This is a genomic window from Paenibacillus allorhizosphaerae, assembly GCF_042659105.1.
Taxonomy (GTDB): domain Bacteria; phylum Bacillota; class Bacilli; order Paenibacillales; family NBRC-103111; genus Paenibacillus_G; species Paenibacillus_G allorhizosphaerae.
The window spans coordinates 69,834-83,647 of record NZ_JBHSRV010000010.1; the positions used below are offsets into that span (position 1 = coordinate 69,834).

The window sequence follows — 13,814 nt, forward strand, 5'->3', positions numbered from 1 at the left end:
TTTTCGTTAACGAAATGAAAATAAAATGAGGAAACTATGGAGAATACAAAAAGCAAAGAACACATTGAAAAACATTTTACGGGTTCCGATTTGATTCGGGATGTAGTGATTGGCATGTCGGATGGACTGACGGTTCCTTTTGCTCTTGCAGCAGGACTATCAGGGTCCGTTTCTGCGACGAATGTTGTTGTTATAGCCGGAATTGCTGAAATCGCAGCAGGCTCAATTGCAATGGGGCTAGGCGGTTATCTGGCTGCAAGGACCGACCGAGAACATTATGCATCTGAGTTAGAGAGAGAGCGAAGAGAAATCGTCGAGGTGCCGGAACGGGAAAAAGAGGAAGTCGCCGAAATTCTAAGAAGCTGGGGACTTCGTGAACCGGATATCAATTCGGCTGTCGAGGCAATTAGTGAAAATCCGGATAGATGGGTTGATTTTATGATGAAGCATGAACTTGGGCTGGAGGAACCCGAGCCTAAAAGAGCTAGAAATAGTTCACTGACTATTGGTCTATCGTACATTGTGGGTGGACTTATCCCTTTGTCCCCCTATATGTTCATCCATCAATCACGTACTGCTTTAATGACATCCGTTATTGCAACCTTAATAGCTTTGTTCTTTTTTGGTTATGTCAAGGGGAGATTTACCGGTTCAAAACCATTTAAAAGCGCCTGGCAAACAACACTAGTTGGTGGATTGGCAGCGGGAATCGCCTTTTTTGTCGCCAAAATAATTTCTTAGCGAATGAAAGTTATGGATAATTATCCTACAATACTGGAGCAGGTGTCTCGATGACCTGCTTCAAATCGTTGAAGTAACTGGCATTTATCAGCAGTGATTGCTCGAGGCGACCGCCGTTGCCGTCGCGCCGCTCAAACGGAACCGTACGGGCCGGCCAGCTGCCGGTGATCCTCCGAAGATGCCGGGGCTCTCAGGAAGTACCTACATAGGAAGGGTTAGACTCGGTCCAAGTTTGCATAATGTTTCCATGACTTGGTGATAGTATTACTTGCACAACCAGCCATCTTAAATGGGATGCCATTAGACGATACTTGAATTACGATGGATGTTTACCGAGACTCTTTTTAAATGGAGGTTCGAATGAAAGCCTTTTTCTTAGATCGGGATGGGGTTATTAACGAGAGTCATAATGTAAATCGTGCGGAAGATCTGGTATTGTTACCCCAAGTACCAGAAGCTATAAAAGCCCTCAACGAATGTAGGTTTGAAATATTTGTCGTGACAAACCAGGGAGGAGTAGGACTTGGTTATTTTTCAGTAGATGATTTAGATGCCATACATAAATATATGAAACAACAAATCGAAAAGGCAGGCGGGAAGCTGCGGGAAATAAAATCCTGTATCCATAAGCCGCGGCAAGGTTGTGATTGCCGTAAACCAAAACCGGGAATGATTCTGGAGCTAACGCAGAAGTATGACATTGACCTTTCGCAGAGCTATCTTGTTGGAGACCGCGATGTAGACATTCAGGCTGGCCAGGCTGCCGGAGTTAAAACGATATATATTGGGGAAAAGAAGCCGGGAAATGTTGAGCCGGATTTTATATTTAAAAACCTGTTTGAAACAGTTACAAAATTAAGGGAGAAGGGCATTATACATTAAAAATTAAATTGGTTAATCGTGGGGGGAAGAAGTATCAGTTAAAACCACATCTTTACCCCCCAAGTTATTCGCCGAAAGAAGTTCTTCCGAGTACACTTGAGTTAGGTTCAATACCAGGATGCACCGGATTACCCGCGGTAGCCGGAAAGTTGTTGCTCAGCGATCGAAATTAAACGGCGTACCATATGACCTCCAATAGCCCCGGTATCTCTTGTGGCCATATATCCAAAATAACCGTCTTGCGGGATTTGAATGCCAAGTTCCTGTGCAACTTCATACTTCAACTGTTCCATAGCTTGTGCCGCTTGTTGTACAATCAACTGGTTACTGCTCCTCGATTGGCCTCTTGTCATAGAAGAAACCCCCTTTCATGTAGGAATTGTCCAGTAGCTATATAATGCCCTCTCAAATTCCCTGTTTATTCATGCATACCCGCAAAGGTTGTTTGGGCATGCCGGTATAGCCCTACTGTAGTGGTCCGATGAACGTTCTACACTAACGTCAGTAGGTCAACCTTCAGGCACTAGCATATCGGCTCACACTTGCGTAAGCACCTAAGCCGCTCATTAACGTATATATTTCATTCGGCTGCAGCTTGCGGGGGATAATCCGCTTTTAATGCATCAACCGTTTCGTATTTAGCAGTTTCAAATACGAGTTTAGCGGGCGCTTTCGCCGTTGAATTCTTGATAATATGTCCGTAATATTTGCCGTTCTTGGTGAACACGAACATCGTTTTATCGGGCTCGTTCAATAACGTATACTTTTCAAGCATTTACGTGACACCTCCGTTTACTACATTTCGACGTAAAATGCGGTTAGTCCTTCATTAATTACTTGTAAAATATTGCGCATCCGTATCGTTATCTTAAATAAGACGTATCCCCCGATTCTTGGGCACGTCTTATTTAATTTTGGAAAAACGCAGCAACCGTCTTAATAGCTTTCTCTCTTATACGAATAATCGCATACTAATGCTTGACGCCTTCTTTGTAAAAGATGTTCAAAAAAATACCACTTGAAAAACGAATATATGTTCTGTATTCTGGATATAAATATACAGAACAAGCGTTCTGTTTTGTTCAATCGAGCAATGCACCGGAAATTTACGAACGCTTTAAATCACTCAATGAGGTGATAAGTGGTATGGGACGAGAACTGCTACGTTGCAAGGGCCGTACTGTTGAGATCATTTATATTGGCGGGGATAACCGGATCACACAGCGGCGGATTGAGGTCCGTTCTATTAAAGGGGAGATAGTGAAGGCGTTTTGCTTGGAACGACAGGCGCCGCGGGCGTTTCAGCTAAGTAGAATTTTGGCCGTTCATGAACAAGTTGACACCAGAAGAAAATTTGCGGTGGGAGTCATGTATGATGCTCACGGATCATAAGCAGGGTCTAATTGTTCGCATAGGCGGCCTAAAAAAGATACTTAGGCCGGAACTAACCGAGGAAGAACAGCATGAAATGTATAGCCGCCTTAAAGTATCAAGGTCAGAGTACTTACAGGTTACAATTACTGTCTACGGAGAATACGGAAATCTGCAATTCTCTGGGATTGTGACCGGGCTTGACCCTCGGCTCTTCCTTGTGAAGCTGCAGCTGCGCTATGATTGGAAGCTAATCGAATTTACGGATATTATAGGGGTAGAGCTCTGTGCTGAGTGATATTGAACGAAAAGTTCATCGTATCCTCGTTAATTACTCCAAAGGTCGCAGACGGCTGCCATCGATTCATGAGCTTGAAATAAAGACGGGCCGGGGCCGGGCTGGAGTTTTTCAAATATTAGCTACATTAAGTCATGAAGGGTATATCGCATGGTCTATGGTCGACCCGGAGCAGATTCAGCTGCTCAAAGAATCCGAGCCGACCCGCAAATGGATATACGGTTGGAAATAAACAAAGGCAAGATCCGACAATATCATAGCGCTGATGGCCACTAGAGCCCGTGGCACGCTTGTCCCTCCTTATTCAGAAGCTGCTTCTGGAGCCGGACTTGCGTCGAAACGCCGCGATCAACCGCCGGATGGGGAAAGGTAACGGAGAGAATTAACCATAGAGAGTCGATGAAGGGCAGAGTGCTGGAGGTTATTACAAATGAGCAAATTGGACGGCAATGAACGATGGAAATCTAAAATGCTGCTTACCGAGCATAAAGAGCAATATGATAATCGAAACGAAGCTAAGAATACACATTTACGAAATCGTCCTACCGAGGATGAACTTGTAATGATCCGCGACTATATCTTGCTTCCCTACATGTTGAGCATGGCTCAGAAGAGCATCGATGATATTGAGAACAGCAATAATATTCTGAAACAACTTTATTTGACTGCAGGCCGAGTAGTAATGGATAAAATTAGTGACGATTTGTACAGCTTGCGTCGCGAATTGTCAAAGCGTAACATTAAAATAATGGGAGACGAACATGTGGAAATGATTGTTTACCATCGTTTTATATGTAGAGGTTACGAGGACCGTTTTGGAATGGTTCGTGATGTTATGCGATCAGAGATCAGTATTCGCTTATCTAAATATCTTAAAGAAATAGTTGGTCGATTGGTTGCCAACGGACATTAATTTTGCCGTTGAAAATAATTTTATATTTAAGACTGCTTGATGGATTAGGGGAGAATTTTCATGGGGAAACCAAAGGTAGCTAAACGACCAACGCGGGATGAGTTTGTCTTAGAGGAAATAGGCAACCAACTCAGCGAAGCGAAACAAGAACAGGCCGAAATTGTATTAACGGTATGGGGGCAGGATGAGCCGGTGCGAGGTCAAATTGTGGAGATGGATTCACGAACCGGAAAAGTACATGTTCAACGATACGGTGAAACTACGAAAATTCCATTCATGGATATCATGAAAGTAGATTATCCCAGAGACTGAAGAGCTTCTTCGTGTGTGGTGTCATAATTGGAGAGAATATTTTCATAATTAGTGAGATAGTTTTTCAGAATTCCCGATATAAATGTATAAATATACATAATGATGTATGGAATGTAGTGTGCTGCCCCAGAAGGGTCCGCACACTTATTTTTATTGGAGAAAAATGTTTGATGTTGCTAAACAAACCTTTTACGCATAACGTGCCGATAGTGTCTCACAATTTCGTTTAACTAAACGGGTAACTATAGTTCAATGGAGTAATGCTGAGACGAAGCTATTGATGTATCGAAGAAGTCCTTGTTATTCAAGGGCTTTTTGTTTTTGGAAGCATAAGTTTGCCGCGTGTAGTCCCTCCTGACACAGGCAATAGTTCATGTGCTAAAAGATGACTTCAGATGGTTGTCAGATGTATTGAAATATTTCTTGAATAGAAATGCTTAGCCTTCACTTATAAATAGTAGTTGAGGGCTGTCAAATAAATAACTTAGCATTATCTTCCGAATAGTCTCATATGTTTCTCCGTGGGATAAACCCATAATGCTGTATGGCATAAAAGGAGGAAGATGAAGTGGCATCGATTCGTACTGACTTGAGATTAACCAATAACACCCCTCTTAACATGAAACGAATATGGGTGACGGAAACGGATAACTATGATTGGGATGGGGGATCGCGGCCTGATCATAATTTTCAAAATGTAAGCCTTGCATCCTATGCATCTAGAGAAGAGCGCGAAGAACTCAATTATTGGGCAGGCTCGGCATGGTACAGGCTTCATGTGGAATTCCAGAATGGCGATTATATTTCTTTCAGAAACAATCAGTACGATGCTCGTCATGATCATAAGCGTGAGATAGGAATGGATGGAGAGAGTGCAGGAAAGTTTATCGCGACACAAATATCTGGTGATAACTGGAACAAGATCACGATTTCCATTCGTGTCCCTACAAACGGTTGGATGGACAAAGTATCGGGAAGCAGTAAACTGTCAGAGTTCAACATTCCTGGCACTCACGACACTTGTGCTCTGTATGGAGGAGATCTGGCGATTTGTCAAACGCAAAGCCTCAGAGAACAGCTGGATTCTGGTATTCGTTTTATTGACATCCGCTGTCGGCATATCGAAGACAGGTTCGCAATTCACCACGGCGTCATGTTTCAGCACTTGATGTTCGGAGGTGGAGTCAGAGATGTCTGTCTAAATTTCCTGCAAGCGCATCCGAGAGAAACAATTATTATGTCTGTTAAGCATGAATATGATGATGCAAATGATACGAGGAGCTTTGAAGATACGTTTCGATGGTATCTCGAAGGTAATGAATCCATGTGGTACCTCGGGGACACAATACCAACCTTGGATCAGGTTCGGGGTAAAATTGTATTAGTCCGACGATTTGGAGCAAATTCTGCGATGGGCATTGATGCGGCAAGTTGGAATGATAATGCTACGTTTTCCATTAATAATCCAGGTGCTATACTTCGCATTCAAGATGAATATAAAGTACCAACAGTGTTCCAAATCAGTAAGAAATGGGATCATGTGAAATCCCTATTGGATCAGGCTCAAGAAGGCAATCTTGAGGACTGGTACCTGAACTTCACATCCGGTACATCGGCAGGCGCCTATCCATATACGGTAGCAGAAGGAAGCCCGGGTATTGAAGGTCTAAATTCCCACATGTATAGCTACTTGGATCAAGTAATTTCGAAGCGAATAGGTACGATCATCATGGATTTTCCGAATAAACCGATTACAAGTTTGGTTGAAAAGATCATTGCATCCAATAAATTTTTGCTATAGTTTCGTCGCTGGATTTAAGAAAAAACGTTGAATGAGTACTGCGTTTGCCATGTGATTTCAATGGTGGGTTTTTTAAATGTGTTTTTGCGCGGTGTCCGACGACTCAAACATAGGTGCTTTGAGATCCCCGTTAATTGGGGATTTTTTTATTTGAAAGCACATATGTTTGTGTCGCAGTGTCACGACACAAGCATATGTGCATAAACGTTTCGCGACACAAACATATGCGCATAATCGCGGTAGGCTTTTCTTACATCGAAAGCGGCGGCTTATTAAGTTAACGGGTTACGATAGATAGTTCAATCAAACACGACGGCAGCCGGCCAGTCGATCGGTTGCCGTCTTCTGTTGAAGTAACGGGCAGTTATCTATGGCGTAACCTATTTAAAAGGAAATACTTGGGTGGGGTAACATAATAAAATAATCACCTACTGCATAATTATGGTATTATGTCTAAAGATTTATATTTATAGCTTGGTGAGGAGGTTGGATGATGAGTCCGGTCACATTTACCAAATCGTTTTCAATATTTCAAATCACGATTGGTGTTATATTTTTATTCCAAGCATTAACTCTGGTTTTTGAAAATCAGTTTGATCTTTCACTTGGGGAGTATTATGCATTTTACTCTGTTTCAATAAGCTCCTTGGTGTGGCTAATTGCAGGGGTTGTTCTTCTAAGTAAAAGAACATGGGGCTGGATAACCGCATTATCCATTTACGTGGGATGTTTGTTGTATCAGGGTTGGAGTCTATGGAGAGTAATGAATATTGCGCCTTCCTTGGAAAGATTAATTCAAGGAAAATTATTTTCAATTAGCGTGTTTTTAATAATTGTTATACTTTTATTGACAATGAGGAAGAAGTGGTTATCACGCTAACCGTGTTTTCCGCTAACGGGTAACGATAGTTCAATGAAGGACTTTATACAAACACGATCAAGGAGCTGCCGCGGCAGCTCCTTTTGACATCTTCACAAAATAACTGAATTTATTAAAATGCTCCCCTGAAAATTTCTAGGGAATTCCCTGAATAAAGCATAGGGATTATTGTGCTGATACATTGTGATTTACCTCACGCTAGAATAAGGAGATTCTCCTTTAGAAATCAGGTAATGCCCCGATGTGAACCCTCTACCAAGCATGTTAAAGTAAAGGTGTAAGGAAGAGTGAAGAACGAAAGGAAAATGAACCATGAACCAGTTCAAACGGTTTTTCAAACGATCTTGTTGAATGGCATCAGCCACGGAAAAAGGTTACTAATTTAAATATCAAGTGAAAAATTTCACTTTTAAAATTAGGAGATGGTTGTCATGATGACATGGCTTAGAGAAAATAAATACGCGGCAGGGATTCTGCTGTTCGTCCGGTTTTATCTTGGGTATCAGTGGCTTAACGCAGGCTGGCATAAGTTAACTGGCGGATTTGATGCCGGGGGATTCTTAAAAAATGCGGTTGCAAAACCGATTGTTGATAAGGCAACAAACGAGCTAGTATATCCAACCTTCACTGCATTCGTGAATAACTTTGCACTTCCAAATGTGAAGATCATAAACTTCATGATTCCGCTCGGTGAATTCCTGGTCGGTCTTGGACTTATCCTCGGTGGACTGACTGCCGCGGCGGCGTTCTTCGGACTTGTGATGAACTTCATGTTCATGTTCGCCGGCACTGTAAACACGAATCCTTGGTTAGTACTGATCGGCGGTATCGTTTTTATGGCTGGTACAAACGCAGGTAGATACGGTCTCGATTACTACCTCATGCCGATGCTGCGTAAGCTGTTCACCAATAAGAAAGATCATATTGACCGAACGGCTGGAACGGGTACGAAACCAACTCCTGCCCACGCTTAAAATCAAAAAAAGTCTCACATCCACTTGTGAGACTTTTTTTGCATATCGAATGGTTTGAGATTACGGATGGCGATTCAGAACCAGCTTTTTGTATCCTGGTTTTACTAACGGAGAACGATAACGTGGAGCTGCCACAAGGACAGATCTTCCTTGAGTTCATTGAAGTAACGGGCAGGTTAATTTAGTTGCAAATAAAGGAAAATAGATAAGATATGAGAAATACTAAAGTGATATATTCTATATTTGAGATTTGGGGAGGGTTTTCGTTGAAATACTTTTATGGAATATTAGCGTTTTTGGGAGTTGTGTTGCCGTATTCGCAATTTCTTCCATGGATCATTCAGAATGGCTTGGATATGTCTCAATTAGTAGAAGAAATAACCCAAACGCGCATTGGATCATTTGCATGGATGGATGTTTTAGTATCAGCAATTGTACTTATTGGGTTCATTCTCTTCGAAGGCAAAAGAAATGGTATGAGGTCGTTATGGTTGCCGATTATAGGTACTCTTGTAGTAGGTGTTTCTTTAGGCCTTCCTTTATTTTTATTACTTCGTGAAATACACATCGTGAAGAAATTACAAGGCTGAATTTCAGCACTTTTGCGCTAACGGATAACGATAGTGCAATCATCAGAACTGGAGCAGGCGCTGCGGCGACCTGCTCCTGATCATTGAAAGGCGATAGCTTGCGATGAAAACTAACCACAAGGTCATAATCATTTTGTTAGGGTTTCTATTTCTTATAGCATTGATAATAATTGTGAGTTTCACAGGAAATGATGAAAATAAACAAGAAATAGAAAGGGTGATCACTTCTCATAAAGGAAAGGTCATTAATATAGTAAAAATTAATGGAAAGCAAACTCCTTATAATGAAGATATAGTTGGAAATGCGTATTATAAAGTGACATACTCAATAAATGACAATAAGTACATTGCATGGTACCGAGCGACTAATACTGTAGGGGATATTCATAGAAAATCCTGGAGAGGGCTACCAGAAAACTGGTTTTTTAATGAATAAATGAATTGTAGAAAATCCAAGAGAGCTCAATACAGTGCATCACGAGGCGTCGTTACGCTAACGGGTAACGTTAGTTCAATGATTTACACCAAATGGCCGCCGCGAATGTTCGGCGGCATTTTCCCCGCTAACGGGCAGGTTACTTCCAATATGTGTTAATATGTAATGGACAGTAAAAAATTGAGGTGAGCAATATCAAAGACTATTCTAAATTAGAAGATAAAGTAAACTTATTGTATGAATGCATTCGTAAGGAAGGGGGCATCGTTGATTTCGATTGGTGTACAAGTCTTCTATACCCTTACCATTTGCATTTCGATGATAATAATACTAGATATCGATCAGCGTCACTTATTGCGTTTTTAGGACTTTTAACCGAGTGGGAAGATGGCAGTGGATTTCCCTTTTATAGGACAAAAAAAGAACTTCACGATTGCCATGATTTTGAAAAATACATGGATGCATTATTACAACGCCAAAGTGAAATTGAGCGAGAGTTTCCAAACATCTTTTATTCGATTGTGATAACTCTACGCTGGCTGATTCACCATAAAGATTTACGCGGTACTTTCACTTATATTGATGAGCAGAAAGTAAGCAGATATCTAACAAACGTTAAAAGTATCGAAATAAAAGAAAGTAAAGAGGTCTTTAGAATGGCTTTTGAAGAAGCAGCAATATTCAACTAACGGGAGACGATAGTTCAATGGAGTAATGCTTAGACGAAGCTATGGATGTATCGAAGAAAGTCCTTGTTATTCAAGGGCTTTTTGTTTTTGGAAGCATAAGATTGCCGCGGTAATTTGGAAGCATAAGCATGCCAAAGCGGCAAACTTATGGGTTAAGTGACAAAATGAGGTTCGGACTTTAAGGGGGGCCACGATATACGTTACAGAGGACACATGGGCTTCCAGCGTAAAGGTTTTCGATATACAGATATTTATGCAAACTTTTATTTGTGGTTTTTCGCAGTAATTATGAACAAACAGCGAATCCGGGACTTGATCGAGCAAGGTGAATCTCAATAATTCTGAAAACGTATTGTAATATAACAGGGTTTTTATGAACCAATTTCTCTCTAATTATGACACCACACATTCGCTAATAATAGGTTTGCTATCGATCGATAATTTTTTGACGCCTAACATCCTCAATCGGCTTGGAGGGAGCGGAGCCTGGACATGTTTTAAACAGTCCAAGTCCCGCTTCTTTTTCTAATTAGCCAGAGCCTATTTCCGCATTAAGAACGGAATAACAGGTGCATAATCCAGGAATTTCAGATTCTTGCAATCAATTACTAGTGATATAATTGGAGAATAAAACAGGCGGGTTAATCATACTGAATCCAATGCGGTAGGGGCGATGTAAAAATGTGTGGACGCTTCAGTTTATCGGTTGAAGAGAACGTGATCCGAGACGAATATCAGTTTATCGGCTCGATGGAGTCATACAAAGCAAGATTTAACATAGCTCCAACCTCTAATGTTTGGGTTATTACGAACAATGGCGTTACGAATGAGATACGGAAAATGAGATGGGGACTAATTCCATTTTGGTCCAAAGATTCAAAGTCGGGGTATACCACATTTAATGCTAGGGCTGAGACTTTAATATCAAAGCCGGCTTTCCGGGAGCCATTTAAACGTTCAAGGGCTTTGATATTAAGTAATGGTTTTTTCGAGTGGCAAGTACAAGAAGATTCGAAGCAAAAGCAGCCTATGAGAATTGTGGTAAAAGATAGACAGGTATTTGGTTTCGCGGGGTTATATGATGTTTGGAGAAATTCAGATGGAAACGAAGTGACTTCCTGCAGCATCATCACAATCGAACCAAACCAGCTCATGGAAAAAATTCACAATAGAATGCCCGTTATACTTCCAAAAGAAAATGAGGAGGCATGGCTAGAACCGAAGACAACTGATACTGATTTTCTAAAGACGCTGCTCACGCCTTATTCATCAAAGGAGATGGAAGCTTATCCCGTTTCAAATATAGTAGGGAACGTTAAGAATGACATACCTGAGTGCTTAGAACGAATCATTTGAGCCGTATGGATCGACAAGAAAATGAGGGGGATAGCGATTATGATGTACCATGTAATTCATAAAATGACTCATGAATTAAAAATCCTGAATCCAGCGGATGTGTTGGATATGGATACGGATTCTGAGGGTCGGATAATTGTGCATGGTGCCGATCAGCAGATATATTTTTTGCTCGCAAGTAAAGATCTGGTTATCGATTAATTGATTCTATAAGGCCGAATGACGGAAGCCATATTTTCTGCATCCTACATTTTCAAGAGACTGCCGATTAAACGGCAAATGCAGGAGAAAATTTCTACGATGGACCCTCTTCTTGCAATTATAACCAGGGGCTACCTTCGCAGCCCCTTCGTCATTTAAGGAGGATCCCACATTGTGGGTTCATAGTATTACCGGAGCAGGTACGAGTTATTCCGCATAATAAATCATTTTTCAAATTAAATGGACCGACATTATTGCCGGTCCATTTGAGGCATCACGTAACCAACGATGTGGATTGGTCTATACTATCATACTCTCCTTTTTTCAGTATATTCCCAAATATGGATACAAATCAAAATATTGACTAACCAACTATACAGTGTTATATTTTTTTGATTACTATAAATAGGTTTACTGGGGCGGCCGGCCATGGTCGCCTTCTTTTTTTATGCGGTAATCAGTGAATTATTGAGAGTGTAACCCTCGGACGAATGCGAAGGCTCGTGCCCATTTTCCAGGGTATAAGTCCACGGATCGGTTGGGCATACTGATTGATAGATTGATAGATTCGGAAATGGAGTGAAGTACGGGTGCGGACAAAATCGCTTAAAACGGTATGCTTGCTGATGGTGATTGGTATTCTCGGATGGTGGCTTCTGCAGTCGGAGCGCGGTTTGGCAAGACCGGAACTCGGCGCTTCCGAAGATACGATGCTGCTGTTGAAAACCGCGGAGCAAACGATGTCCGAGGATACGCCTATTCGTCTTGTGATGAAAAAAAACGGTCCGTTCCGCCCGTACAATAGCAATGAAGACTTGCTTCGCCTCGGTCAAGAGTGGAGTAGGCTGCTCGGTATACCTGAACTAAGCGCCTTAGCAGAGCAGCAGGGAGAAGCCGTGTACCGCGAGGAATGGCAAACGATTGAAGGTTGTACGCAAACGCTGCTTCTCGCAGGGCTTGGTGCCGGTCAGTCGTACGCCATCGTAAAGTCGGAATGCCCGGGGCTTCCTTTCAAAGAAATGAAGATGAAAGCAGCTGTTATTCAAGAAACGGTCGAACGGCAGCTGGAGAAGATTCCTTTTGAAGGCGTGTGGAATGTAATGATACAGGGGATGTTAAGGGAGCAGTCGGGAGAGGGCGCGCAGGAAGCGCTTCGGAACGTGCAAGGACAGTTGCGAGCTAAAGCGGTGGAACGGTATGAGGATACCGGTACGGTCAGCATCTCATATACATCGAATGTGCTGCATCATTCCGTAGACAGCGGCTCGCAAAAAATTCATCTGCAGGCTGCTGTGCACCGGGATTCGTTTACCAATGCATGGCGGCTCACGATCGGTACACCAGTAATTACGATAGAGTATTGAATCTCGGAACAGTTTTCGATAATTCTAATAATTTCCCACTCTAATGCGAAGGAGCTGTGCTTGATGGGGAAGCGGGGGCAGCGAATCACAACCGCCTCCTTTTGTCATTTAAGGAGGATCCCGCGTTGAGGGTCTGTATTACCAGAACAGGCATGAATTACTCTACTTGATAAGTATGTTTACATTTAATCGGACCTCTAAAAAGGTGGTCTGAGGTGCTCCGTTTAACATTGCGAAGCTATTTCCCACCTTGTCTATTGCATTGCACAAGAATAAATAATTATTTGAAAGGATAATATCTGGATATAACACTGACAAAGGGAGGTAACCTATACATTGAATAAGGGTGTACGAAAAGACGAATGGACAAGTGAAGAAGATAACAAGCTCGCTGAAACGGTTCTCGATAGTATTCGAAATGGCGAAACGCAGCTCATAGGTTTCCAGCGTTACGAAGAGATTTCACAAGGAACACGTACCGCTGCGGCAAGTGGTTTTCGATGGAATTCGGAGGTCCGGAAGAATTACGAAACAGCAATCAACAGGCCAAGCTCGAGCGGCAGCAGGCTAAGAAGAAACCGGCATCTGTTAAGACTAGACAACCCCATCCCATTAATGAGGAGATAGTTCAAGACTTTGATGATGTCTTGATACAGCAAACTGATCATTTTATGCAAATGGGGAGACGGTTGCAGCGATCGATACAACAAATGGCGGAGGAGATTCATTCGCTACGTAATAAGTTAGTAAATGCGGAGCAAGAGAATGCAGTCTTAATGGCAAAATTGGAGCAAAGGGAAACAAATGGGGCAGGGCAGACTGACGACCTACAGAAGCTTATAGCGATAATTAATCGCGCAAGAGATTTAGGGTTTATACAGGATGCCATTTAGGGTTAAGCCTCGAAGAGGTGATTGAGATCGTAACTATTGGGGGCGGCCACTCCCAAAAACGGCAGCTTGAAAATCATAAGAAAGCAGAAAAACCCGCTTCATTTTGATATGGA

18 protein-coding genes are annotated in these 13,814 nt (G+C 42.1%); 16 read left to right on the forward strand and 2 right to left on the reverse strand.

Translation table 11 applies throughout. From position 1 onward, the window contains the following. Positions 1-36 precede the first annotated feature (36 nt). Positions 37-741, forward strand: a complete 705-nt coding sequence (locus tag ACFQI7_RS27645; protein WP_218103318.1) for a VIT1/CCC1 transporter family protein — start codon at positions 37-39, stop codon at positions 739-741. Positions 742-1,101: 360 nt separating this feature from the next. Beyond that, positions 1,102-1,623: a D-glycero-alpha-D-manno-heptose-1,7-bisphosphate 7-phosphatase gene (locus ACFQI7_RS27650; protein WP_218103319.1), complete on the forward strand. Its 522-nt coding sequence runs from the start codon at positions 1,102-1,104 to the stop codon at positions 1,621-1,623. Between the two features lie 128 nt (positions 1,624-1,751). Here ACFQI7_RS27650 and ACFQI7_RS27655 read toward each other — a convergent pair whose 3' ends face one another. Together ACFQI7_RS27655 and ACFQI7_RS27660 are read right to left on the reverse strand one after the other, a co-directional pair. Continuing rightward, complete coding sequence (locus ACFQI7_RS27655; RefSeq protein WP_218103320.1) at positions 1,752-1,976, reverse strand: alpha/beta-type small acid-soluble spore protein; 225 nt, start codon at positions 1,974-1,976, stop codon at positions 1,752-1,754. A gap of 227 nt (positions 1,977-2,203) precedes the next feature. Next, positions 2,204-2,398, reverse strand: a complete 195-nt coding sequence (locus ACFQI7_RS27660; protein WP_218103321.1) for a hypothetical protein — start codon at positions 2,396-2,398, stop codon at positions 2,204-2,206. A 600-nt stretch (positions 2,399-2,998) separates the two neighbouring features. Between ACFQI7_RS27660 and ACFQI7_RS27665 the strand changes: the two genes are divergently transcribed. The 14 genes from ACFQI7_RS27665 to ACFQI7_RS27730 all read left to right on the forward strand — a co-directional run bounded on the left by ACFQI7_RS27665 (position 2,999) and on the right by ACFQI7_RS27730 (position 13,701). Further along, on the forward strand, positions 2,999-3,292 hold the full coding sequence (locus tag ACFQI7_RS27665; RefSeq protein WP_377517984.1) for a YolD-like family protein: 294 nt from the start codon (positions 2,999-3,001) through the stop codon (positions 3,290-3,292). Continuing rightward, positions 3,282-3,524: a LexA family transcriptional regulator gene (locus tag ACFQI7_RS27670; protein ID WP_218103323.1), complete on the forward strand. Its 243-nt coding sequence runs from the start codon at positions 3,282-3,284 to the stop codon at positions 3,522-3,524. The genes ACFQI7_RS27665 and ACFQI7_RS27670 overlap by 11 nt, the downstream gene beginning before the upstream one ends. A 198-nt stretch (positions 3,525-3,722) precedes the next feature. Further along, positions 3,723-4,205, forward strand: a complete 483-nt coding sequence (locus tag ACFQI7_RS27675) for a hypothetical protein (RefSeq protein ID WP_218103324.1) — start codon at positions 3,723-3,725, stop codon at positions 4,203-4,205. 60 nt (positions 4,206-4,265) lie between these two features. Further along, complete coding sequence (locus ACFQI7_RS27680) at positions 4,266-4,517, forward strand: YolD-like family protein (protein WP_218103325.1); 252 nt, start codon at positions 4,266-4,268, stop codon at positions 4,515-4,517. Positions 4,518-5,085: 568 nt separating this feature from the next. After that, entirely contained in the window at positions 5,086-6,318 is a 1,233-nt protein-coding gene (locus tag ACFQI7_RS27685) for a phosphatidylinositol-specific phospholipase C (RefSeq protein WP_218103326.1), read from the forward strand. A gap of 490 nt (positions 6,319-6,808) precedes the next feature. Further along, positions 6,809-7,198: a hypothetical protein gene (locus ACFQI7_RS27690; RefSeq protein WP_218103327.1), complete on the forward strand. Its 390-nt coding sequence runs from the start codon at positions 6,809-6,811 to the stop codon at positions 7,196-7,198. A 431-nt stretch (positions 7,199-7,629) separates the two neighbouring features. Further along, a complete protein-coding gene (locus ACFQI7_RS27695; RefSeq protein WP_218103328.1) occupies positions 7,630-8,172 on the forward strand; it encodes a DoxX family membrane protein in 543 nt (180 codons plus the stop codon). Positions 8,173-8,438: 266 nt separating this feature from the next. Further along, positions 8,439-8,762 carry a DUF2834 domain-containing protein gene (locus tag ACFQI7_RS27700; protein WP_218103329.1) on the forward strand — a complete coding sequence of 108 codons (324 nt, stop codon included), beginning with the start codon at positions 8,439-8,441 and terminating at the stop codon, positions 8,760-8,762. A 103-nt stretch (positions 8,763-8,865) separates the two neighbouring features. Next, positions 8,866-9,198, forward strand: a complete 333-nt coding sequence (locus tag ACFQI7_RS27705; protein ID WP_377517962.1) for a hypothetical protein — start codon at positions 8,866-8,868, stop codon at positions 9,196-9,198. Between the two features lie 185 nt (positions 9,199-9,383). Continuing rightward, positions 9,384-9,887 carry a hypothetical protein gene (locus ACFQI7_RS27710; protein WP_218101301.1) on the forward strand — a complete coding sequence of 168 codons (504 nt, stop codon included), beginning with the start codon at positions 9,384-9,386 and terminating at the stop codon, positions 9,885-9,887. Between the two features lie 681 nt (positions 9,888-10,568). After that, positions 10,569-11,243, forward strand: a complete 675-nt coding sequence (locus tag ACFQI7_RS27715) for an SOS response-associated peptidase (protein WP_218101300.1) — start codon at positions 10,569-10,571, stop codon at positions 11,241-11,243. A 39-nt stretch (positions 11,244-11,282) separates the two neighbouring features. Beyond that, positions 11,283-11,444 (forward strand): hypothetical protein, encoded by a 162-nt coding sequence (locus tag ACFQI7_RS27720; RefSeq protein WP_218101299.1) that lies wholly within the window; start codon positions 11,283-11,285, stop codon positions 11,442-11,444. Positions 11,445-12,034: 590 nt separating this feature from the next. Then, the gene (locus ACFQI7_RS27725) at positions 12,035-12,808 is read left to right on the forward strand and encodes a YwmB family TATA-box binding protein (RefSeq protein ID WP_218101298.1); all 774 of its coding nucleotides are present in this window, start codon (positions 12,035-12,037) and stop codon (positions 12,806-12,808) included. Positions 12,809-13,308: 500 nt separating this feature from the next. Then, on the forward strand, positions 13,309-13,701 hold the full coding sequence (locus ACFQI7_RS27730; protein WP_218101297.1) for a hypothetical protein: 393 nt from the start codon (positions 13,309-13,311) through the stop codon (positions 13,699-13,701). The last annotated feature ends 113 nt before the right edge of the window (positions 13,702-13,814 follow it).

Excerpts from the sequence above, each read along its gene's own strand:
- ACFQI7_RS27645 (WP_218103318.1), top strand. The coding sequence starts at position 37 with ATGGAGAATACAAAAAGCAAAGAACACATTGAAAAACATTTTACGGGT.
- ACFQI7_RS27650 (WP_218103319.1), top strand. The coding sequence starts at position 1,102 with ATGAAAGCCTTTTTCTTAGATCGGGATGGGGTTATTAACGAGAGTCAT.
- ACFQI7_RS27655 (WP_218103320.1), bottom strand. The coding sequence starts at position 1,976 with ATGACAAGAGGCCAATCGAGGAGCAGTAACCAGTTGATTGTACAACAA.
- ACFQI7_RS27660 (WP_218103321.1), bottom strand. The coding sequence starts at position 2,398 with ATGCTTGAAAAGTATACGTTATTGAACGAGCCCGATAAAACGATGTTC.
- ACFQI7_RS27665 (WP_377517984.1), top strand. The coding sequence starts at position 2,999 with ATGCTCACGGATCATAAGCAGGGTCTAATTGTTCGCATAGGCGGCCTA.
- ACFQI7_RS27675 (WP_218103324.1), top strand. The coding sequence starts at position 3,723 with ATGAGCAAATTGGACGGCAATGAACGATGGAAATCTAAAATGCTGCTT.
- ACFQI7_RS27680 (WP_218103325.1), top strand. The coding sequence starts at position 4,266 with ATGGGGAAACCAAAGGTAGCTAAACGACCAACGCGGGATGAGTTTGTC.
- ACFQI7_RS27690 (WP_218103327.1), top strand. The coding sequence starts at position 6,809 with ATGATGAGTCCGGTCACATTTACCAAATCGTTTTCAATATTTCAAATC.
- ACFQI7_RS27695 (WP_218103328.1), top strand. The coding sequence starts at position 7,630 with ATGATGACATGGCTTAGAGAAAATAAATACGCGGCAGGGATTCTGCTG.
- ACFQI7_RS27705 (WP_377517962.1), top strand. The coding sequence starts at position 8,866 with ATGAAAACTAACCACAAGGTCATAATCATTTTGTTAGGGTTTCTATTT.
- ACFQI7_RS27715 (WP_218101300.1), top strand. The coding sequence starts at position 10,569 with ATGTGTGGACGCTTCAGTTTATCGGTTGAAGAGAACGTGATCCGAGAC.
- ACFQI7_RS27720 (WP_218101299.1), top strand. The coding sequence starts at position 11,283 with ATGATGTACCATGTAATTCATAAAATGACTCATGAATTAAAAATCCTG.
- ACFQI7_RS27730 (WP_218101297.1), top strand. The coding sequence starts at position 13,309 with ATGGAATTCGGAGGTCCGGAAGAATTACGAAACAGCAATCAACAGGCC.